The organism is Flammeovirga sp. MY04, from assembly GCF_001682195.2.
Taxonomy (GTDB): Bacteria; Bacteroidota; Bacteroidia; order Cytophagales; family Flammeovirgaceae; genus Flammeovirga; species Flammeovirga yaeyamensis.
The window spans coordinates 3,978,392-3,998,964 of the sequence record NZ_CP003560.2 but is presented as its reverse complement, the minus strand read 5'-3'; the positions used below and the strand labels follow the sequence as shown (position 1 = coordinate 3,998,964).

Annotated in this window: 15 protein-coding genes; 7 read left to right on the top strand and 8 right to left on the bottom strand. The window is 33.9% G+C overall.

Annotated elements, in window-relative coordinates; genetic code table 11:
• Positions 1–4 precede the first annotated feature (4 nt).
• Genes MY04_RS15930 through MY04_RS15920 form a run of 3 tightly spaced genes read left to right on the top strand, consistent with a single transcriptional unit; the run spans position 5 to position 4,350 of the window.
• Complete coding sequence (locus MY04_RS15930) at positions 5–1,258, top strand: efflux RND transporter periplasmic adaptor subunit (RefSeq protein WP_066211203.1); 1,254 nt, start codon at positions 5–7, stop codon at positions 1,256–1,258.
• A 30-nt stretch (positions 1,259–1,288) separates the two neighbouring features.
• Complete coding sequence (locus MY04_RS15925; protein WP_066211201.1) at positions 1,289–1,978, top strand: ABC transporter ATP-binding protein; 690 nt, start codon at positions 1,289–1,291, stop codon at positions 1,976–1,978.
• A 14-nt stretch (positions 1,979–1,992) separates the two neighbouring features.
• On the top strand, positions 1,993–4,350 hold the full coding sequence (locus MY04_RS15920; protein WP_066211200.1) for an ABC transporter permease: 2,358 nt from the start codon (positions 1,993–1,995) through the stop codon (positions 4,348–4,350).
• A 67-nt stretch (positions 4,351–4,417) separates the two neighbouring features.
• Here the strand turns inward: MY04_RS15920 and MY04_RS15915 are convergent, their stop codons facing one another.
• The 4 genes from MY04_RS15915 to MY04_RS15900 all read right to left on the bottom strand — a co-directional run bounded on the left by MY04_RS15915 (position 4,418) and on the right by MY04_RS15900 (position 8,749).
• On the bottom strand, positions 4,418–4,849 hold the full coding sequence (locus MY04_RS15915) for a hypothetical protein (RefSeq protein ID WP_066211198.1): 432 nt from the start codon (positions 4,847–4,849) through the stop codon (positions 4,418–4,420).
• A gap of 177 nt (positions 4,850–5,026) precedes the next feature.
• The gene (locus MY04_RS15910; protein WP_066211196.1) at positions 5,027–5,413 is read right to left on the bottom strand and encodes a DUF3037 domain-containing protein; all 387 of its coding nucleotides are present in this window, start codon (positions 5,411–5,413) and stop codon (positions 5,027–5,029) included.
• Positions 5,400–6,182: a HipA family kinase gene (locus MY04_RS15905; protein ID WP_066211193.1), complete on the bottom strand. Its 783-nt coding sequence runs from the start codon at positions 6,180–6,182 to the stop codon at positions 5,400–5,402. The genes MY04_RS15910 and MY04_RS15905 overlap by 14 nt, the downstream gene beginning before the upstream one ends.
• A gap of 125 nt (positions 6,183–6,307) precedes the next feature.
• On the bottom strand, positions 6,308–8,749 hold the full coding sequence (locus MY04_RS15900; protein WP_066211192.1) for a DUF7619 domain-containing protein: 2,442 nt from the start codon (positions 8,747–8,749) through the stop codon (positions 6,308–6,310).
• A 155-nt stretch (positions 8,750–8,904) separates the two neighbouring features.
• On the opposite strand from MY04_RS15900, the gene MY04_RS15895 reads away from it, so the two are divergent.
• Both MY04_RS15895 and MY04_RS15890 read left to right on the top strand, forming a co-directional pair.
• Complete coding sequence (locus MY04_RS15895; RefSeq protein ID WP_066211191.1) at positions 8,905–10,329, top strand: BCCT family transporter; 1,425 nt, start codon at positions 8,905–8,907, stop codon at positions 10,327–10,329.
• Between the two features lie 159 nt (positions 10,330–10,488).
• Positions 10,489–11,220, top strand: coding sequence for a chalcone isomerase family protein (locus tag MY04_RS15890; protein ID WP_066211189.1), 732 nt, complete (start codon positions 10,489–10,491; stop codon positions 11,218–11,220).
• An 11-nt stretch (positions 11,221–11,231) separates the two neighbouring features.
• Here the strand turns inward: MY04_RS15890 and MY04_RS15885 are convergent, their stop codons facing one another.
• The 4 genes from MY04_RS15885 to MY04_RS15870 form a co-directional block, all read right to left on the bottom strand.
• Positions 11,232–11,720 (bottom strand): GNAT family N-acetyltransferase, encoded by a 489-nt coding sequence (locus MY04_RS15885; protein ID WP_066211187.1) that lies wholly within the window; start codon positions 11,718–11,720, stop codon positions 11,232–11,234.
• Between the two features lie 259 nt (positions 11,721–11,979).
• Positions 11,980–13,614 carry a SusD/RagB family nutrient-binding outer membrane lipoprotein gene (locus tag MY04_RS15880; protein WP_084005919.1) on the bottom strand — a complete coding sequence of 545 codons (1,635 nt, stop codon included), beginning with the start codon at positions 13,612–13,614 and terminating at the stop codon, positions 11,980–11,982.
• Between the two features lie 12 nt (positions 13,615–13,626).
• Positions 13,627–14,757: a TonB-dependent receptor domain-containing protein gene (locus MY04_RS15875; RefSeq protein ID WP_158297732.1), complete on the bottom strand. Its 1,131-nt coding sequence runs from the start codon at positions 14,755–14,757 to the stop codon at positions 13,627–13,629.
• Between the two features lies 1 nt (position 14,758).
• Positions 14,759–16,642, bottom strand: a complete 1,884-nt coding sequence (locus tag MY04_RS15870) for a SusC/RagA family TonB-linked outer membrane protein (RefSeq protein WP_066211180.1) — start codon at positions 16,640–16,642, stop codon at positions 14,759–14,761.
• Positions 16,643–16,957: 315 nt separating this feature from the next.
• Between MY04_RS15870 and MY04_RS15865 the strand changes: the two genes are divergently transcribed.
• Together MY04_RS15865 and MY04_RS15860 are read left to right on the top strand one after the other, a co-directional pair.
• A complete protein-coding gene (locus tag MY04_RS15865) occupies positions 16,958–19,507 on the top strand; it encodes a hypothetical protein (RefSeq protein ID WP_066211178.1) in 2,550 nt (849 codons plus the stop codon).
• A 228-nt stretch (positions 19,508–19,735) separates the two neighbouring features.
• Positions 19,736–20,440: a chalcone isomerase family protein gene (locus MY04_RS15860; RefSeq protein WP_066211176.1), complete on the top strand. Its 705-nt coding sequence runs from the start codon at positions 19,736–19,738 to the stop codon at positions 20,438–20,440.
• The last annotated feature ends 133 nt before the right edge of the window (positions 20,441–20,573 follow it).

Here is a 20,573-nt window from a genome sequence, read left to right as displayed (position 1 = left end):
AACTATGGATACTGTAATTCAAGAAAAGAAAAAGATAAAAGGAAAACACATTCAACTCCTCGGTGTAGTCGCTATTGTTATTGCCGGAATCAGTTATTTGATGTTATCTGTGGGTGGTTCTTCCAAAATTATTATTGATAAAAATAAGCTTCAGATTTCGGAAGTGAAGCAGGAGAAGTTTCATGATTACATCAACTCTAAAGGAAAAGTTCAGCCCAAACAAACCATCTATTTAGATGCGGTTGAAGGTGGTAGAGTGAAAAAAATTGTTGCAGAAGAAGGCAGCAAAGTGATGAAAGGTGAGGTGATAATTGAACTTGAAAATAACGAGCTGTATCAACAAATTTTAAACAGTGAAGTAGCCCTGGCAGAGAAAGAAAATTACTTGAGAAACACACGTATCTCTTTTAGAAATGATATGATTCAGTCCAAGAAAAATATGCTGGATAGCGATTATCAATTAAAAAGGGCGAAGAGAAATTATGAGCAACAACACCGTTTATTAATCAAAGGTTTGGTGCCTGAGGAGGACTTTATTAAGGCCAAAGAAGATTATGAATATCAGGAAAGTATGTTGGAGATCAATTGGCTGAAATTAAAGAACGACTCTTTGTTACAAGTCACTACGATGCAGACCCTGGAAGAGGATCTGATTAAGATGAGAGAAACGCTAAAATTAGTAAGATCTCGACTAGATCATTTAAAAGTAAAAGCAACTACCAATGCGCATTTAGGTACTTTAAATGCAGAGATTGGTCAGTCGATACAACAAGGTCAACATTTAGGTATTCTATATGATCTTTCTGATGCTAAAATTATTGCTGATATCGATGAACGTTACATTAGTAAAGTGAAAAAAGGGTTAAAAGCAGTTTTTCAGTACCAAAATCAAAATTATTCTTTGATAATTGACCGAGTTTATCCGGAGGTAAAGGATGCTGTGTTTAAAGTGGAACTGCAATTCGAAAACGAAAAACCAAAAGCGCTAAGAACAGGACAAACCACTTATGTAAAAATCAATTTGGACGATCCGATTGATGCCCTCACCATTAAAAAAGGAAATTTCTATAGTGAGACCGCTGGCCGATGGGTATATGTGGTATCAGAAGATGGTACTTATGCCGAAAAAAGAGAAATCCGAATTGGTGCTCAAAATGCTTCTAAATATCAGATTACAAAAGGTTTAAAAGCAGGAGAGAAGGTAATTATTTCGAAATATGAACAATTAGGAGGCTACGACAAGGTAGTCTTTGAATAAAAAAATTAAATTATAATATAATTAGCTATTATGATCAAGTTAGAAGAAATCAACAAGTACTTCCAGACAGAAGAAGTACAAACACAAGCATTAAAGAACGTCAATTTACATGTAAAAGAAGGGGAGTTTATTGCCATAATGGGACCTTCGGGCTGTGGTAAATCTACTTTACTTAACGTGATTGGTCTTTTGGAAAGTCCTTCTTCGGGTAGTTATCAATTGGATGGTAAGGAAGTGGCAGATTACAAAGAATCTCAGCGTACCAACCTTAGAAAGGGGAATATCGGGTTCGTTTTTCAAAACTTCCATTTGATCAATCAATTAACCGTTTCAGAAAATGTGATGCTGCCTTTGGCTTATCTTGATTTAAGTAAATCTGATAGAAAAAAGAAGGTGGAAGATGTCTTGGATCGTTTAAAAATTAGTCATAGAAGAAATCATTATCCACAACAATTATCAGGTGGTCAGCAACAAAGAGTGGGTATTTGCAGAGCGGTAGTTGCCCAACCTAAACTGATATTGGCCGATGAACCTACAGGTAACTTGGACTCAAAAAATGGTCAGGAAGTAATGGAATTGTTGACCGAACTGAACCGTCAGGGTGCAACAATTGTGATGGTGACCCACTCACAGAGAGATGCCAATTATGCACATCGTGTAATTTCTCTTTTGGATGGAGAAATAGTAACTGAAGTAGAAAACGAAATTGATTTATTCTAACCGCTCTTCCGATCATGTACAAACTATATCTTTCGCTAGCGATCAGAAATCTGATCAAAAATTATCAAAATACAATTATCAATTTATTGGGATTGAGTTTGGGGTTGGGTAGTGCATTATTCATCTTCCTTTTCTTCCACTTAGAAACCAATTTTGATAACTTCTATAAGGACAATATTTATAGAATTACGCACAAAAGGGTGTTTTATGATAACACCGCCTATTCAGCACAAGCCTATTATCCTGAAGGAGGAACATTTTTAGATAAAATCGAAAACATCAACGAGATGTTCATGATGAGCAATCCGAGTCAGATGCCGATTTATCTTTTGAATGAAAGACATGAAGAAGTGAATACAGCTGTGGGATCTGCTAATTATCTAAAGTTCTTTAATATAGAATTGATTAGAGGAAATGCTGAAAAAGTGCTTCAAACCAAGAAGAGTGCTGTTATTTCAGAGTCGTTTTCTAAGAAGGTTTTTGGAAATGATGATCCTATTGGACAGGAATTAGAATTGTATGGAGATAAACTGACAGTACAAGGAATTATTCCAGATCGACCTGCCAATTCCCACATACAATTTGATGTCTTATTGCCAGAAAAGTGGTTAACTGATACAAATAATGCCTATTTAGGTTGGAATGGAGGTTGGACATTTAATGTCTACATTAAGCTGTTACATGAGGATCAGAAAGCGGAAACGATTGCTGCTATGGATAAAATATTGGACGAAGTATTTGTTCAAGATTATCTAAGTATGGAGACGTCACTTCAACCTATCGAAAACATACACCTTTATAAAGGATTGGAGTACGATATTGGAAATCCAAGAAGTACGGAAAGCATGTTGATAATTATTTCTGGTGGAATGATCATCTTAGCCTTATCACTATTAAACTTTATAGTGTTATACACAGCACAGAAAGATGAAGAAATCCATTCTCTCACTTTAATGAAAATCTATGGTGCACATCATAAAGATTTATGGATATCTACCTGTTTTGAGGTATTCCTGATGGTGAGTTCAGCCATTCTAATATCCTTACTTGCTTTAAATATCGCCCTGCCGTTTCTAAATCAACAATTATTGACTAGAGTCTATTTAAGTAATTACATCTTCTATATTCTTGCGTTTTATGCCCTCATCGGAATTGCACTGACAATGGTCTTGAGTAGTTTATCTTTAAGGGGTATCAAAAAGACCTCTTTATCGAGAAGCTTAAACGGACAAACTAGTATTTTCTACTCAAAAGGATGGAGTGAAAAGATGGTTTTGGTACTTCAGTTTACCACCGTATTTATATTGTCATGTATTGGTATAACGGTGTATCAACAACATCGTCATTTACTCACAAAAGACTTGGGTTTTCAACACGAAAATGTGTTTACACTAGATTTATCCACTCTTGTTTCATTAGATAAATTAGAAAATTTCAAACAGAAAATATTAAAGAAACCTGGAGTAGAAGTCGTCAGTTTCTCCTCTCAAATGATAGGGCTTGGACTTACTAGAAATGGATTCAGAATTAGCGATAATGATAAACTTGAAATAGTACATTCTTTATATGTGAGTAACGACTTTTTGGAGACTTTTGATATTCCTCTTTTAGAGGGAGAAGAACTTCATGAAAATAAGAAAATAAGTGATTACCAACTATTGGTCAATGAGGCGTTTACTAAACTGGAAGGATGGGAAGGACTCGGTACAATTGTCCATAGAAATGGAAGAGATTATGAAGTAGTTGGTATTATTCCTTCCATAAAGTTTAATTCTCTTATGTATCAAAGTGGTCCTTTAGTAATTACTACCGCTGCAAAAATTGATGGCTGGGAATTGGACTTTATCAATGTGAGAACATCATCACCTCATCCTTATCAATTAGCCAATGAATTGAATGAAGAGTTCCAAAATGACTTTCCAGATGCCCGATCATATGTGTATTTCTATAATGATGCTATTGCGGTGAATTATCAATATATCAAAGGGCAACAACAAGCTAGCTTATTCTTTGGAGGTATTGCGTTACTTATTGCTGTTTCAGGATTATGGGGAATTACTCGCTTTTCAGTCCTCAAACGTACAAAGGAAATGAGTATCCGAAGAGTGAATGGGGCATCACGAATGGATGTACTGATGTTGTTCAATAGAACTTATCTGCAATGGATTACATTATCTTTTGTATTGTCTATTCCGGTGGCGTATCACTTTAGTTCGGATTGGATATCGACCTTCCCCGAGAGAATTGATATTGACTTTATCACATGGGGAATATTAGGCATTAGTATTTCTATAATAGCTATTGCAACCATCACTTTAATCTGTTGGAAAGTAGTAAATATTAATCCAGCGAAGGTGTTGAGAGATCTATAATTTTGGATAAAAAAAAGTGTTGTCAACATAAAATCTGACAACACTTTCTAAATAAAGAAGGCTTTACTTACTCTTTTGTATACTCAATTGTAGTTGAAGTAGTAAGTCCTCTCTGATCAGTAACAGTAACTGGAATAGTTCCTTGTCCTGCTGGCAATAATAGTAAAGCCGTTTCACTGATCGTTAAAGTATATTCTGTCGCTCCATAGACTTCTTGATAATTTACTCCTAAGAAATCAAATACTGGAGCTGTTGCTTCGCTTGGTTCCTTGGCTAAATCGATATCCCCGAAGTTTAAAGCCGTTAGATTAATGATGAAACTTTCAATTTTATTATCAGCTTTCGCTTTAATATTCACCGCTCCTGTAATCACTCCATTATCGATTCCTGTAACCGTAATTTCAGGTTTAGGGCCTGCTTCAGTTTCATCATCATTAGAACATGATGTGATAAAACCGATAAATAAAAGTGCAAAGAAGTAGGTTAAAAACTTTTTCATAAAGAATGAATTTATGTCAGATTAGGTGACTGAACTTTTTTGAAGAATGTTTATAAAAAATAAACTTATACATATTCTCATGTATAATCAAATTTCAAGCCTTTATGTAACAGAAAGAATTTAATTATAATAGTTAGACAAATAGACGAAAAGCACTCAGGGATTCTTGGGTGTTTTTTATCTTCCAACATACTTTTCAAACAAACCCTCCAAAATATTTTCTGGATGTTCACACATTCCAGGATGCACCTTACCACATTGTAATAATGTAGAGCGTGTTGCAGTTAACCATCGAAAACGACTTGGAATATCTTGTTCTCCAATCACTCCACCTTTTTTCCCTTCACAAACCAATTCCCATGCTTTGAGGTAATCGTACACCTCGTTCACAGATATTTCTGGTGAGAATGCATTAAAGAGTGTTTCATCAATATGATATTTCATTTGGATGTACTTCCTGTTCTTACAAAACAAGATCACACCCACATTCATAAACTCTTCTCTTTCTACTTTAGGAACAAAGCGAATGACGGCATACTCGTATACATATTTATCCTCTTGCATCTATCGCTTCTTTAGTTAACTCCTCAATATTTTTAATCCTGACATTCAGAAATTCTTTATACACTTCTCTTCTTTGATCGGGTGTAGTTTCTCCGGTTGGATCAATTAACCAATCATCAGGCAGCAAATTTACAATACCTTCAATGATTTCTGGTGTTAATTTTTCTTTTAGGAATGCTTTCGCTTCTTCCAACTTTGTCGCTTTAGCTAACAACACATGATCTTTAATCATCGGGAATTTACGTTTTGCATGTTCTTCCCATCCATCCCAAGAATGATGAAAATACAAGCTTGCCCCATGATCTATCACCCATAATGCTTTATTCCAATTCAATAAATTGGTATTTCTGTGTGTGCGGTCAATGTTGGTAATGATACTATCTAATAACACTACTTTTGATGCAGCCATAGGATCGGCAATACTTACTAAAGGGTCGTAGGTAATTGCTCCACTTAGGTAACTCATCCCTAAGTTTAATCCCTCAGAAAACTTTAATAGATCTTGAATTTCTTCATCTCCTTCCGATTTACTGAATGTATCTACGAGATGAATAAATACCAATTCTGGCATATTCAATTCGAGCTGTCTTGCCATTTCTCCGCCAATAAACTCGGCTATTAATGCTTTTACTCCTTGTCCGGCACCTCTGAATTTTATGACATAATCAAAACCGTCATCACATTCCACAATGGCTGGAAGGGAACCTCCTTCTCTTAGTGGTGTGACGTATCTCGTCATGTTTACCAATCGAATTTCTTTGTTATACATGCATGGGTTGTTTTCTGTGAAGTGATAAAAATAAGATTTTTGAGGAAAGGGTAAAAGAAGAAGAAGGTTATTTCTACTGATAAGATGAATGAACATATCAACAATAGGAATAACCTTCTTCGATTTTATTTTTTGACAATTGATTCAGAATAGATAAACCCATCTGTTCCTACCCATCTCAAATGATAAATACCAGGGCTTAAATGAGCTACCGAAATTTGATTTTTTGAAAATAGCCATCGAATAGGCTGTTTTACACCGTTAGAATCAAACATTTCTACTTCCCTTGTTCCTATATCTAATGTTAGAATATGATTTGAAGGATTTGGATAAATCTTATGTGTACTCGTATTTATTTCATTCCTAGAAGCTATTATTTCTTCTTCTGGGTTATCCACAATTCTTGTTACCGTAGTGTTGGTAACTATTGGATCGTTGAAATCAAAATAAATACTTGCACTATTCAAGATAGAATCACCTACTAGTAGATCTGTATAAGGCTGAATTTCATAATAAATAAAACCATGACTATCCGGCTCGTTGGTCACACTATCAACTAGTAGAATATCATTAAAAGTCATGATCAAAGTATTATCCTCTAGTTCTGAAGTCATGGTATGAGATGTAGATTTCATCATTAACGTAGATAAATCAAGTAATTCGGATAATGTATCTTTTAAGATCACAGTAAAAGCAGTATCTGTTCCTGTATTCTGAAAACGGATTCTATAATCTAAGATCTTTCCTTGTTCTATTTCCGAAATGAAAACTGAATCTACTCCCAGTTTATCGTTTGGATCAAAACTTCCGGTAACGGTATAAGAAATTGTATCGGCATTGTTGGTGTAGTCACTTTCGGTAGTAAATGTATTCATATTAACGATCACCAATTCTTCTGTTCCTAAAGTATTCAGAGCAGTTTTTCCATAAATTCTAAATCTTCCTTGCTGACCGGATTGTAATCGACCTACATTAATATTTAAGAAGTTTCCGTTGACAAATACATTTTCTATAGTGGGATCAATCTCAAATGAATTAGGAATTTGGAATGTAATAATGGAAGACTCCACTACCTCTGTACCCACATTACCGTAATCAATAATGTATTCCATATCAAAACCAGGTCGTGATCTGCTAAATGATGATATGTTAACACTCACATCCTTCATGATTTCGTTGGGCTGTAAGGCAACATCTTGATTTACGATATCAAATGTGTTCCCCAAGTGAACTGTAAAAGTCTGAGGGGTAGCATCAAATAAGTTTGGTGTAATAACAGAAACGGTATAAGTGCCGGTATCGGGTAATGATTTATAATAATTCCCTTCATCATCTGTAAATGTCGAATAATCGCCAGGTTCAAAAACTAACTCTACCCCTTTATACCCAAACTCATCTTCCTCTTTTGTTCCGTTTTTATTGATATCAGAAAATATGTTTCCTTCGATAACAGGATAGTTTTTACATCCTAGAACATTATTTAATCGGTTACAAACATTAGGAGTGAAAGGAACTACTCGACTTTCCCATAAAACGATACCCCATTCTGCTTCAGGGATGACGTTAAAACATGAATTTTCATCTTGAATAATAATGTAGTCATACACCTTATTTTCGTCCAGCATTGGAATACATTCATTCAATGACATAAAATCCAACTTAGAGAAATCTATTCCCAATGTGGTATAATCAATTGGTGTGTGTGTAATACCTACTCCTTCAAGATTTTTTAGTGTTTCACTTCCGATAACCGTTGTGAGTAATGTGTCATTATTAAAGTTCATGAAACCTAAAGAATCAAGACCTGTAACATTGATAGATTCCAAATGTTGACTCTCTGTAATTATTATACTACGTAACTCTTTATTGGCCCTTAAATCCAAAGTTTTTAACAATGACGAGTTAGGGAAATCAATTTCTCTTAATTGAATGGCCGGAGATAAATCCAAAGAATCAATTTTAATCGTGTTGATGTACAGATCTTCTAGACTCACTAACCCCGTTAAATCCAAGGCATCAAAAGTATTGGATGGAGAGTTTAAGTTACCACCAATTCTTATCGATTTAAGTTTAGACAACCCTGCCACTTTCAGGTATTCCATTTGATTGGATGAAATAGAAATGGTTTCTAAGTTTTTCGCCTGTGAAAAATCTGCAGAATCTATTGGTGAATAGACAAACTTTGCGGTTTTTAATGAGTCTAACTGACCAATATTTACCTTTTTAATACCATAAGTATCTAGGACTTTAAGTTTGGGTAGAACACTAACATCGAGGACTCTATTAAAATATCTTCCCCAATACGTTTCGAAAACCAAGGTTTCTAAGTTGATAAACGCTTCTAGACCTGTTAAACTAGAAATCCCTTCTGCTCTCTCAATTGTTAAAGAGGTTACAGCTTCGGCTTCACTTACTTGAATGATACCGTCTCCACTAGTATCCACTCCGTTGCCTTTAATTTTTGAAAACAGTTTGTTATCCTCAAAATAGACATCTTGTGCATGAGAAGTTTGGAATATTAAGATCAGAACGATCCCAATAAACCATTGAATTGATTTAATATTCATTAGTAGCAATAAAAAATAGTTGAGAAAAAATAAGTTTAAATACTGTTGGTTACTTTGTTATAAATAACTGTACGACTTCCTAAGCAAATATTTTTCCATACTGATATTCGATACATAATCATATGAACTCCGTTGTAAAATGATTAAGTTTGATAATGCATATGAAGATCAATTTCAACAATCGGAGCATCATTTTTACAGGGTTAATCGCACTCATTTTTTTAATCTTCCCTTCCAAAACTATTGATACTTTACAAGTAGTTATCAACTTTTTATTGCATACGCTAGATCGACCAATCTTATGGTTAGTAAGTTGTATACTTATGGTATGTGTTGGAATTGCCATATCGTCTTTGGGCAAAATTAAACTAGGAGAAGAGCCTCCAGAATTTTCTACTTTCTCTTGGGTAGCGATGTTGTTTGCCGCCGGCATGGGCAGTGGATTAATATTTTGGGGTGTTGCAGAGCCTGTCTATCATTTAAATGCACCGATCAACACTACGCACGATCCAATGCTCGCTTTATCGATTACTAATTTCCATTGGGGTTTACATGCATGGGGAATTTACGCTTTTTCAGGTCTAACCTTTGCTTGGTTTGCCTACAAAAAAGGGAGAGAAATGGATGTAGTCAGTAGCTTAACAAAGAAAAATAATGATGCTTTTAAGATCTTAAATTTCTTGGGAGTGATCAGTATAATTTTTGGAGTGGCAGGCACTCTTGCTAACAGTATTGCTTTAATTCAAAGTGGTATTGAACATTATTTCTCATCAAGTATAACCACTGGACTTACATTTAGAATTGTATTGCTTTCTTTACTTACATTGATCTTTACGGTATCATCAATTACTGGTTTGAAAAAAGGAGTGAAGCTATTGAGTGATTTTAATGTAATATTGGCCGTACTTCTTTTAGGTATCATCTTTTTGATGAACAATCAACTTCAAACAATTCAGCTTTTCCTTTCATCCATCCTATCTTATCTACAAGAACTTCCTTCACTATCATTTTTTATTGATGAACCGAATAGACCATGGTCACAATCGTGGAGTATTATCTATTTTTTATGGTGGATTGCTTGGGCTCCTTTTACAGGATTATTTATCGCTCGAATATCAAAAGGTCGTTCGATTAGAGAATTTATCTTAAGTATTTTGATCTATCCCACTTTAGTGAGTGTACTTTGGTTTGCTGTTTTTGGTGGAAATGCAATGCATAGTCATCAAATAGAGGCCATACAAAGTGCTGTAAACGAAAATTATACATTCGGTCTTTTCACTTATCTCGAACTATTTGATATCGCCCCATTATTAGGTGGCATATGCATATTATTATTAATCACTTTTGTGATCACTAGTGCCGATTCAGCAATTTATGTCACCAGCATGTTGACCAATAACACTTCTAGAATCAATAAAATGACATGGGCGTTGTTACTTTATTCCATTACTATTGGCTTACTCTATCAAAACAATGTAGACCTAAATAAAGTGATTGCCATTTTTGGAGCATTTCCCTTTACACTCATCCTAATCCTACAAGGAATTAGTTTAATGAAGTCTATTATCAGAAATAAGTAAAGTGTAATACTATAAACAGTAGTAAGAAATATTAACGGTAGAATAAATACAGTTTTTCAAAAAATAGTGAACTTCGAAAAAATTTTGAAGAATAAAATAAACCTGAAAACTTATTTATTATTCCTGTAATACTGATAAATTTCAACTACCTAATCAATCATGAAAAAATTAATAATCCTCACATTAATTATTCATTTTAGTTCTATTGTTTATGGTCAAGCCGATCATCAACTTGATGCATTGTATAATGTAAAATTCAATCATCAGATAGAATTTGAAGGTCAAACTTTTACACTAAATGGAAGTGGAAAACATGAAAAAAAGATTTTCAAAATTTTTGGTTGTGGATTGTACCTCAAAAATCCTTCAAAAGAAAATTTAGACATCATCTATTCTACAGATACCAGAATTATTGATTTTGTGATTTCTTCAGCTCAGTTCCAATCAAAGAATACAATCAATGAACTGAATGAATTGCATGAGAAAAATAAAGATCTTCTCAAAACCGGTGAATTTGATGAACTATTTAAGAACATAGAGGACAACGAAATATTTTTCCCAAAACGTTTTACAGAAACAAAACCTTTCTTCGAAGACGCATTTAATATTGCTAATAGAGGGTACGAAGAAAGTTACAATAACTATATCGACGATTTTATCGCTTTATTCGAAAATAAAAACTGTAAAGGAGATCATTACAGAATTGTATTTAAAGGGAGTAACCTCACACAGATTTATAAAAAAGGCGAATTAGTTTTTAAGGCAAATGATAAGGCTTTTCAAAAAGCGATCTTAAATGTTTTCATTGGTAATGATGCCTTTGATAAAAAGTTGAAAAAGGACCTTATGGGGATTAAACCTCTAGATGATTTGAATAAAAATAATCTTTAATAACCGATCAATTAATGATCGGTTAAATCGACCAACATCAAATAATCTTCGTCTTTCTCTTTTATAATTTTAAACCCTACTTTCTGATATAAACGAAGCGCATAGTTTTCCTTCTGAACACTCAAAGAAGCTTGTTTATATCCTTTTTGTTTTAAGTAATTGAGCATACAATGCATCAACTTTGTCCCTATTCCTTTTCCTCTATATTCTTGAATAATTGATATGGCAAATTCCGGTGTGTGTTTGTCTATATGTCCAAAACCTTTGATTTCACCATCAATAATTCTAACCCAAACTGCACCTACAATTTTATTATCGGCCTCAGCTACTAAACAATAATCATCTTTCTTGCTCCCAAAATCCTTGATAAATACATAAACTTCAGGTAACTGAATTACTTCTCTTGGAATAAGATTTTCCGGATCAAACTGAAAAATGGCTTCGTAAAGAAAGTCCTCCAGTTGATTATATTCTTCTATTTTAATTTCTCTGATTAACATATTCTCTAATTTAATTAAAAGATGAAACCCCAAGATCAAAATTTGATCGAGGGGAGTAATTGGTTTTAGCTTTCGCTAAATTCATCTTGATTTTAATTTACTGTTTTAAACTTTACTTAATTTGAACTACTATCTAGTTTTTAGCTAAATCATGATTAAAAACCATGAAATAAAAAAAATAATTGGTTTTAGTTTTTTGCTAAGTCTCTACTTAAGTCAATCTGTTTTCTATTCTTAACTTCTAAATTTTTTCTTTCTATTAATGATGGTCTTTTGCCCACCATAGATCGCTAACAAAATCGTTTTCTCCACTTTCCAGATACTGAATTCCCGACTGATACCCTTTTGCATTAGTTCCTTGTTCTCTACTAGGATACATAACACGACCAGGAATTTTCCCATTGGATCTATTGTCGGGATGCTTCACTTGGTTTTTCGTTACTATCGATGGATAATGAGTCCTTCTCCACTCGGCATAAGACTCATATCCATTCAATAGAAGAGAAATCCATTTCTGAGTTTGAATTTCATCTAGGGATCCTTCTAACCCCATCGATGAATTGGTACCTAAATCAGGTACATGAGATAAATAGTTGTCGATCATTGAGTTGGGTATAGCAGCTTCTGGATTATAATCTTCCATTAGCTCCATACCTTTTTTAATTCCTTCTCTATAGTAAGTATTTGCATCCTTACCATTTGATAATAACCCTTTCAGTACAGCTTCAGCCAATAAAAACTTAGATTCAGCTGCATGAAAAACGATGGTTGGGGCAGTATAATGCACCAAATTTTTTCTATGAGGTTGAGCGAAACCATAAACCCCAATACCTTCCTCGAACTTATCATCAAAATCAAGTTCTTCTGATAGGTCAGTCATTTCATTGGTTTCAAGACCATTTGGTAAGCCGTAATAGTTTTGAGTATCCTCAAAGTATTTTTCATCCGGATTATAAACTCCCGCAAGAAAAGCTAACCTTGGATCTACCTCATCTGTATAATTTTTTAAGGTGTTGATAAACGTATCAGAATACCTAAATAAATGTCCGCTAACACCTCCGTAATTAAAGAAGACTCTAGCCACTGGATTCATATATCTGCTATTATCAGTGGTATGATTCAGAAACACATTATCGCTATTTTCCATAATCACACCTCCATCAAAAGCTTTCTGAATATACTTTCGGGCGACATCAGGAGCTTTATCTGAAACCCTTAATGCTAATCGTAACATTAGAGAGTTACAGAATAAGTTCCATCTGCTTAATTCACCAGTAAAAAATAAGTCGCCTTCTATAAATGTCTCATCTGTTCCAGGATTACTCAACACTTTCTGTGCTTGTTCAAGTTGTGTTAGTAACCCAACAATTCCTTTCTCTTCATTCCCTAAATAGATGTCTTTCACATCATCGTATCTAGGTGTGAAATTTTGTGCTGTCTCTGCTTTACCTGCCTCAGAATAGGGGATAGGTCCATAAAAATCAGCTAACCGATGGTAATTCCATACTTGAAGAACTTGGATGACAGCTAGCTTATTCGCATTCTTATCTACACCATCCCCCTTTAACTCTGACGAAATAATTTCGAGATTGTTTGTACACTCTCTATAAATTCTTTCCCAAAAAGCAGACATGTACTCCTCGTTGTAGGTGTAATAATTCCCTGCCCAACTTTTTGATGTTGATGACAAATGTTGAATAAACTGTTCACCGTAAATCAAATTACCTCTCCAGATATCATAATCATCTCCCACACCATGAAGAATAGCATAAGCCATTACATTCTCATGGGTCATATTGGTTGATTTATTTGGATCAACATTTATTTCAGGATTCACACAAGAATAAACGCCGACTAAAAGGGGTAATAATGTTATTCGTCTTAATAATCTCATAATCAATTGATATTAGAATGAAACATTTAAATTGAAACCATAACTTTTTACCGATGGCATTGATGCAAACTCCAATGCACCTCCTGTACTAGAAGCATTTAAAATGCTTGTTGGATCTACATTCTCTGCAGCTTTCCATATAAAAAATGGATTACTCATTACTGCAGATATTCTTGCTGATGAAAGATGAATCTTCTTTAAGAAAGAGGAGGGAAGACCGTAACCTAAACTCACCTCTTTCACTCTTATATAAGATGCATCTCTTATAAACTCTGAATTTATTTCCGAAATTCTGTTGTAGTACAACTCCGGGTTCGCACCCACACCTTGAGTGTAATAAACATCTCTTCCTTCTAAGGTGTTGATGTGCGTTCCCGAAGCATACATATCTGAATTTGTACCTGAATAGAACTCTCCTCCAATTTGTTGATCGATGAGCACATTAAAATGTACTCCCTTAAAACTAAAGTTGGACGAATAACCGATTATAGCTTCAGGGTTCATGTTCCCTATTGCTACCATTTCTGAAGTGTACAGTGGCAAACCATTATCATCGTAGGAAATATCACCAATATCATTTCTTTGATAATCCCTACCCATAATTACTCCGTACTCTTCGCCAACAATAGCATCGACCCTAACATTACCATAATCACTTATGGTCATTCGTTCCATGTCTCCAATCAAACTATTTACCTTATTCCTATTATAAGTATAGTTGATGCCCAATTCCCAAGTGAAGTTTCTATTGACTATAGGAACTAGATTTAATGATACTTCGAAACCTGTGTTACTCATACTTCCTGCATTTACCAAAACACTGGTAAAACCTGAAGCATCTGAAACATCCATCGCGATAATTTGATCTTCGGTGATTTGATCATAATAAGTGACATTCATATTCACACGATCATGAAAAAAACCTAAGTCTGCACCAAACTCTATAGAGGTGGTCATCTCTGGAGATAAGTTGGCATTATTCATCGCTCCAGAAAAACCAGCAGGAAGAACTTTATTTCCATTCTTATTAATGAAACCATTTCCTGCCGTTCTATAGGTTTGATACAATTTGTATGGATCTGTATCAGACCCTACCTGTGCCCATGAACCCCTTATCTTCGCTAAGGAGAACCATGTTGGCAAATTAATTTTCTGATACAATCAAACTCGAACTCAAAGAAGGATAGAAATAAGAATTGTTTCCTTCTGATAAAGTCGATGTCCAATCCTTTCTACCTGTTACTGTTAGGTAGATCCATTTATCGTAACCAAAGTCCATTGACCCGTACACCGAATTCATTTCTTTTTCAGAATGATTCTGAGTACCTGTTACCATGGCAGCATTACTTACGTGATACCAATCAGAATAAAATTGACGCATTTCAATACCCACATTATTCTGTTCAGTACGCATCATATTCGCACCCAATAGACCAGAAATATTAAACCTTCCGATATCTTTATTGATGTTCAAATAAAGGTCGTGGTTCATCTCCATTCTTTGTAGACTACTGACTTTACTTTCACCATCACTTAAAAATGGAGTACCAATTGGTGTGATCGTTTCGTCTCTTCCTGAAGTAAAATCAATACCATTTCTGTAGTTTAATTTTACACCTTTAAGCAACTCCAAACTCACATTTGCCGATAGTAATACTTTATCTTTAAAATCTTTGATGTACAAATTGTCCATCACCCAGTAAGGGTTTAAAGTATATACATCATTCATAAATATTGGTTGATGTCTATTCTTTTTAAAGATTTCTGCTGATTGTGTGGCAGGCATCCTATGATAAGCATTCGCCGGATTAAAAGTGGTTTCTCCTCCAGCAGATCGATTGGCTTTCTGATTAATGTAAGTCAGTTTAGTATCTATCGAAAGACGTTTTGAAGGATCACTATTTACCCTTGCTGAAACCGTATTTCTCTGAATATTTGTAGAAGGTAAAATATCTTGAATTTGTTGATTCGAATAAGATACTCTTCCTTGTAAAAGATCGTTTCCTGCGGATACGGCTACACTATTATTATATACATAGCCCGTGCTAAATATGGACATCGGATCCCATTGGTTCGTATAAGGATACTCATTCCCATCGAAACCAATATATTTCTGATTTCCCATTTTAGCTCCCCAACTCGAAAGTCCGGTATCCATTACTTCTGCACTTGATGACGGTACTCTACCTTGTGCACCCTGCCCGTAGACTGTCTGTCTATCGGTCAGCATATTATTAGGTATACTCCACACCATCGATGAACTGATATCAATACCAATTCCATCTTTTTTATTACTCTTTTTAGTTGTAATCAAAAGGACGCCATTCGATGCACGACTACCGTATAAAGCAGTGGCTGCAGCACCTTTTAAAACACTGGTCGATTCAATGTCGTCGGGGTTAATCATCGATAAAACATCACCTTTATCTGTGCCACCCCAACGGCCTACACCACCTTTGTTTTTTTCGTCCATAGGGACACCGTCTATTACAACTAACGGATAATTACTACCCTTTAAAGAAGCGTTACCACGAATACTTATAGAAGAAGCCTGACCTGGTCGATTTCCAGAGATTTGCACCCCTGTAACTCGTCCACCTAAGCTATTCATCAGCGATCCGGTATTGACTTGTGTTAAATCGTCACTACCAATCTCCGATACAGCATAGCCTAAAGCTTGTTTCTCTTTCGATATTCCTAATGCAGTTACTACCACTTCTTTAAGTTCTTCTATCTCTTCCTCTAATAAAACTTCTATTTCATTAGAAGAGGTTACTATATATTCCTTTTGCTGATACCCTATAAAGGTGAAAAGCAATTCTTGTCCAATTTCAGCCTCCAATACAAACTTCCCGTCCATATCTGAAATCACTCCCTGTGTCGTCCCTTTTATAGAGATATTTACACCAGGCAATGTGGCTTTACTTTTTGCATCTAACACTGTACCCCGGACATAAGAATCCTGAGCCAATGCTGTAGAAATCGTACCTATAAAAAGTAGGATTGCAAACAGTTGAAGTCTTATCATAATGAATAATTAAGAGTACAAATCGAAAGTTATTAAATCGTTACCATGTCCCCGAAAGGATGTTACAATAGTACAGGCGGACGATTTACTTTTAGCGGTACAAGGGAGGTTACAAATGGGATAAATTTATTAAAATATGCAAAAACAAGGGTATTAATCACCCTAACAATGTACACACATAAAAAATAGCCCTTTATCTTTTGCATTAATTAAAATAGTTTTAGAAATCGCATATCTATAATTCTAATAACTATTTCAATATCTCACTATCGACCTAATTCTAGTTAAATCGAATACTAACAAGCTAAAGCCAGTATGTCTCAAATTATTAAAAGCCTAACTTTATTTTTCATTTCAATCAATGTGTGTTTTGGACAAGGTGGACTTTCTTTTGAAAGCTCTGCAATTTTAGACAAGCAGACGACCTCACTTTTACTGCCTAAAAAAGAGCAAATAAGAGTAGGAAAAGAGATTAAACTAAAGTTTAATTTGTCGTTAAAAAAGTCTTATTTCATCGGTAATATTCTCAGGATTATTGGGGATGAAAAACATAAAATTGATCTCATTTATTATCCTGGAAAAAATAGAAGTGAGAATAGTTTGATCATTACTTTTGATCAAAAAAGACACCTTATACAGATACCGTTAAGTCAGTATGGTCAATATGTTGATTTAAGTGATTTTGAAATCAACATCAATCAATCAAAGAAAACTATTGTAGTTACAATTGGTGATCAAAAGTTCGAATCATCTCTTACTGATTTTCCTTACTTATCAAACTTGAAACTAATTTTTGGATCAACCGAGGATAATGAAAATGAAATTATTCAAATACCTACCTTTACTCTAAATAACGTTCAAATTTCTTCTCGAAAGAAAGATTATCACTGGCCTTTAAATGAATATAAAGGAAGTAGTGCCAATGAGGTACATCACAATAAAGACGGAAGCGTAGAACGTCCAAATTGGTTACTAAAAGATCACTATCATTGGAAAAAAATAGCAGAGGTAGAAACCGCTTTTCATCCAGCATTGGTGTATGATAGTCTTAAAAAAGAAATCGTTTCTATCGACCAAAAATTTCTCAATAGGATCAATATAAGATCACAGAGAGTAGTTACGACCGAAGCACCAATTAAAGCTATTAAAACCGGAATTTTTGAAGGGATCAATCTGCCCAAAGAAAAGAAATACTTGGTTTTTGATATTCGTGGTAAATCTATTTCCTCTCTATATTATGGGGATACGGTAGCACAAAGAGTCATTAATAATAAAGATATGGTTGAATATCTTCACCCGAACATTTTTTATAATGACTCTACAAATGAGATCAAGGAGATTAATGGTTTTGGAATGTTTAAGTTTAAAACTGATTACAGAAAATATAATCGTACCTATGGAAAGAGAGAACTATGTCTTTTAAAAGGCGATAGCATTGCTCCAAGAAATCGAATGTCGCAGTATAAACTCAATAATAATGAATACTTACTTTATGGAGGTATTGGTAATGAAAATGGAGACCAAACTTATGGCTCACAGTTTTTTTATGATCTCTATAAAATCAACACAGAAAAAGATTCGATTACGAAACTTTGGGAGATGAAACCTCCTATTAAAAATATGAGTAATGCCGGAGATATCTACCTAGATAAAGATGGAAAATATTTTTACGGTGCGGTTTTTCTAAATAATAACCATAATACGACCATTCAACTGATGGCAATTAATATGGAAAATGGAGAATTGAATCCCGTTTCTGATACCATCAATTTAAAATATAGAGATACCCAATCTGAAATTAAATTATTTAGGAACCCTTATAATCACTCCTTCTATTTATGTTATTTGAATGGATCTTATTTGAAGAATACATCTACTTTGATGATTTATGAACTTAAAGGTCCACCAATTAATTCTATTCAAAGAGTAAAATTGGATCATTTAAGTCAGGCTGGAAGTGATAGTTTTAACTTTGGCTATTTTATCTTAATCATCGGTATTCTCATTCTTATTTACTGTGTAAGCTATTTTTATCGCCCTAAAAAGGGGAAAACATCAAAAGATAAGAAGGTTATCGATACCCCAAAAGTAGAAGAAAAGCAAGAAGACTTCATTCCTTTTTACCCTATGGAAAGGGAGAAAAAACAAGACAAGAATGCACTCTATATCTTTGGAAAATTTGAACTCTACGATAATGAACACCGAAATATCTCCCATCAGGTCACGGAGAAACTAAAACAGGTATTCCTTATTATATTATTCTACCCTTTTACACATCATCGACATATTACAACAAAAGAACTTACAGAACTTTTATGGCCAGATTCTACAAAAGCAAAATCAAAAAACAATCGTTCTGTAACCATACGTCGTTTACGTGTTATTTTAGAACAATGTGAAGGCATACAATTGGTATTTGAAAATAACGCATGGGCCTTTTCATTTGATGATCATTTTTACAACGAGTTTTACCATTTTCTAGAAGTGAAAGAGAAATTACATTATCAAAATGTAGCTATTAAAGACTATATCAACTTCTATCAAATCGTGGAAAAGGGTAGTGGTTTACAACCTATGGCATTTGAATATATCGATGAAACCTTATCAAAAATTAAATCTGAAATTTTAGAAACGCTCAATTACTCTGCAAAAAGGGTGAATGACTTATCATTTAAGAATCAAATCATCGATTGCATTTTTGAGTATGACAAATTAGATGAGGAAGCTTTAAACCTTAAAATTGAGACCTTATTATTAATGGATAAAAAGGTGCAGGCACATCAAGAGTTTACTAAATTTTCGAATTATCACCTTAAGTTCTTTGGAGAGCCCTATACCAAATCATTTGATGAAATTGTGAATTAATATAAACATCCGTCATTATTCTTTATTTAATTCGATATAATGTAATATTTACATTTATTCTCAATTATATAAATCATAATACAAAAAACATGATGACCATCATCAATTTTTCTTATCGATTTTAAATTCTTTGTGTTTTTAAAGAGTTGAATAGAATTAGATTTCTCTCTCAATGAAAATTCTATTTCTTCTTTATTGAAATGAGTTATCCACATTTACACCACAAACATGAAGTATATTTATTTCGTTGTGTTTTTTGTATCTACAATTTTTTCACACTCAGTAAATGCACAAGACCAACACGATGTTACATTATTATATAATGTAGATTTTAAGAAAAAAATTGAATCCTATGGAAAAACACTACAACTAAATGGGGGAGGAACCTATATCAAATCGATACATAAACTATTTTCTTGTGGTTTATATTTAGAAAAACCCAGTAGTGATCCCCTTAAGATTATTTATTCTGAAGAATTAAGGATTATCGATTTAGTGATCACCTCCAATCAGTTTCAATCTCAACGTACTATTGATGAGATTAAAGATCTACACGAAAAAAATAAGGAATTATTAAAGAGTGGAAAATTTTCAACGATTCTTCAAAATATCAAAGAAGCTGATGTTGCCCTGCCAAATACATTTGTAGAAACTTCTCATTTTTTTGAGAATGCCTTTGCTACATCAAATAATTATGCGACCGATAATTATCATTCTTATATAAGCGATTTTGCAAAGATTTTTGAAGATAAAAATACCATTGGAGACCATTACCGTTTCGAATTTCATGGAGAAGACGATACTAAGATTTTCCGAGACAACAATTTAATACTTGATATACATCACAAAGAATTTCAGAACGCATTATTGAATGTTTTTATTGGAGGAAACGCACCCAATTCTTCTTTAAAAGACGATCTTCTTTCTAAATAGTCTTTGATGTTTATCAATGAATTATCACTTCAAAAAAGTGCTTAATAAAAAATCCCTCACTTTAGAAAAGCGAGGGATTTCATTTTACTACTATAATATTTTAATGCGAGTATCCCCACTCAGCATTAACTAT

Excerpts from the sequence above, each read along its gene's own strand:
- MY04_RS15885 (WP_066211187.1), bottom strand. The coding sequence starts at position 11,720 with ATGTTAATCAGAGAAATTAAAATAGAAGAATATAATCAACTGGAGGAC.
- MY04_RS15920 (WP_066211200.1), top strand. The coding sequence starts at position 1,993 with ATGTACAAACTATATCTTTCGCTAGCGATCAGAAATCTGATCAAAAAT.
- MY04_RS15900 (WP_066211192.1), bottom strand. The coding sequence starts at position 8,749 with ATGAATATTAAATCAATTCAATGGTTTATTGGGATCGTTCTGATCTTA.
- MY04_RS15925 (WP_066211201.1), top strand. The coding sequence starts at position 1,289 with ATGATCAAGTTAGAAGAAATCAACAAGTACTTCCAGACAGAAGAAGTA.
- MY04_RS15910 (WP_066211196.1), bottom strand. The coding sequence starts at position 5,413 with ATGCAAGAGGATAAATATGTATACGAGTATGCCGTCATTCGCTTTGTT.
- MY04_RS15880 (WP_084005919.1), bottom strand. The coding sequence starts at position 13,614 with ATGAGATTATTAAGACGAATAACATTATTACCCCTTTTAGTCGGCGTT.
- MY04_RS15865 (WP_066211178.1), top strand. The coding sequence starts at position 16,958 with ATGTCTCAAATTATTAAAAGCCTAACTTTATTTTTCATTTCAATCAAT.
- MY04_RS15915 (WP_066211198.1), bottom strand. The coding sequence starts at position 4,849 with ATGAAAAAGTTTTTAACCTACTTCTTTGCACTTTTATTTATCGGTTTT.
- MY04_RS15870 (WP_066211180.1), bottom strand. The coding sequence starts at position 16,642 with ATGATAAGACTTCAACTGTTTGCAATCCTACTTTTTATAGGTACGATT.
- MY04_RS15890 (WP_066211189.1), top strand. The coding sequence starts at position 10,489 with ATGAAAAAATTAATAATCCTCACATTAATTATTCATTTTAGTTCTATT.
- MY04_RS15895 (WP_066211191.1), top strand. The coding sequence starts at position 8,905 with ATGCATATGAAGATCAATTTCAACAATCGGAGCATCATTTTTACAGGG.
- MY04_RS15905 (WP_066211193.1), bottom strand. The coding sequence starts at position 6,182 with ATGTATAACAAAGAAATTCGATTGGTAAACATGACGAGATACGTCACA.
- MY04_RS15930 (WP_066211203.1), top strand. The coding sequence starts at position 5 with ATGGATACTGTAATTCAAGAAAAGAAAAAGATAAAAGGAAAACACATT.
- MY04_RS15860 (WP_066211176.1), top strand. The coding sequence starts at position 19,736 with ATGAAGTATATTTATTTCGTTGTGTTTTTTGTATCTACAATTTTTTCA.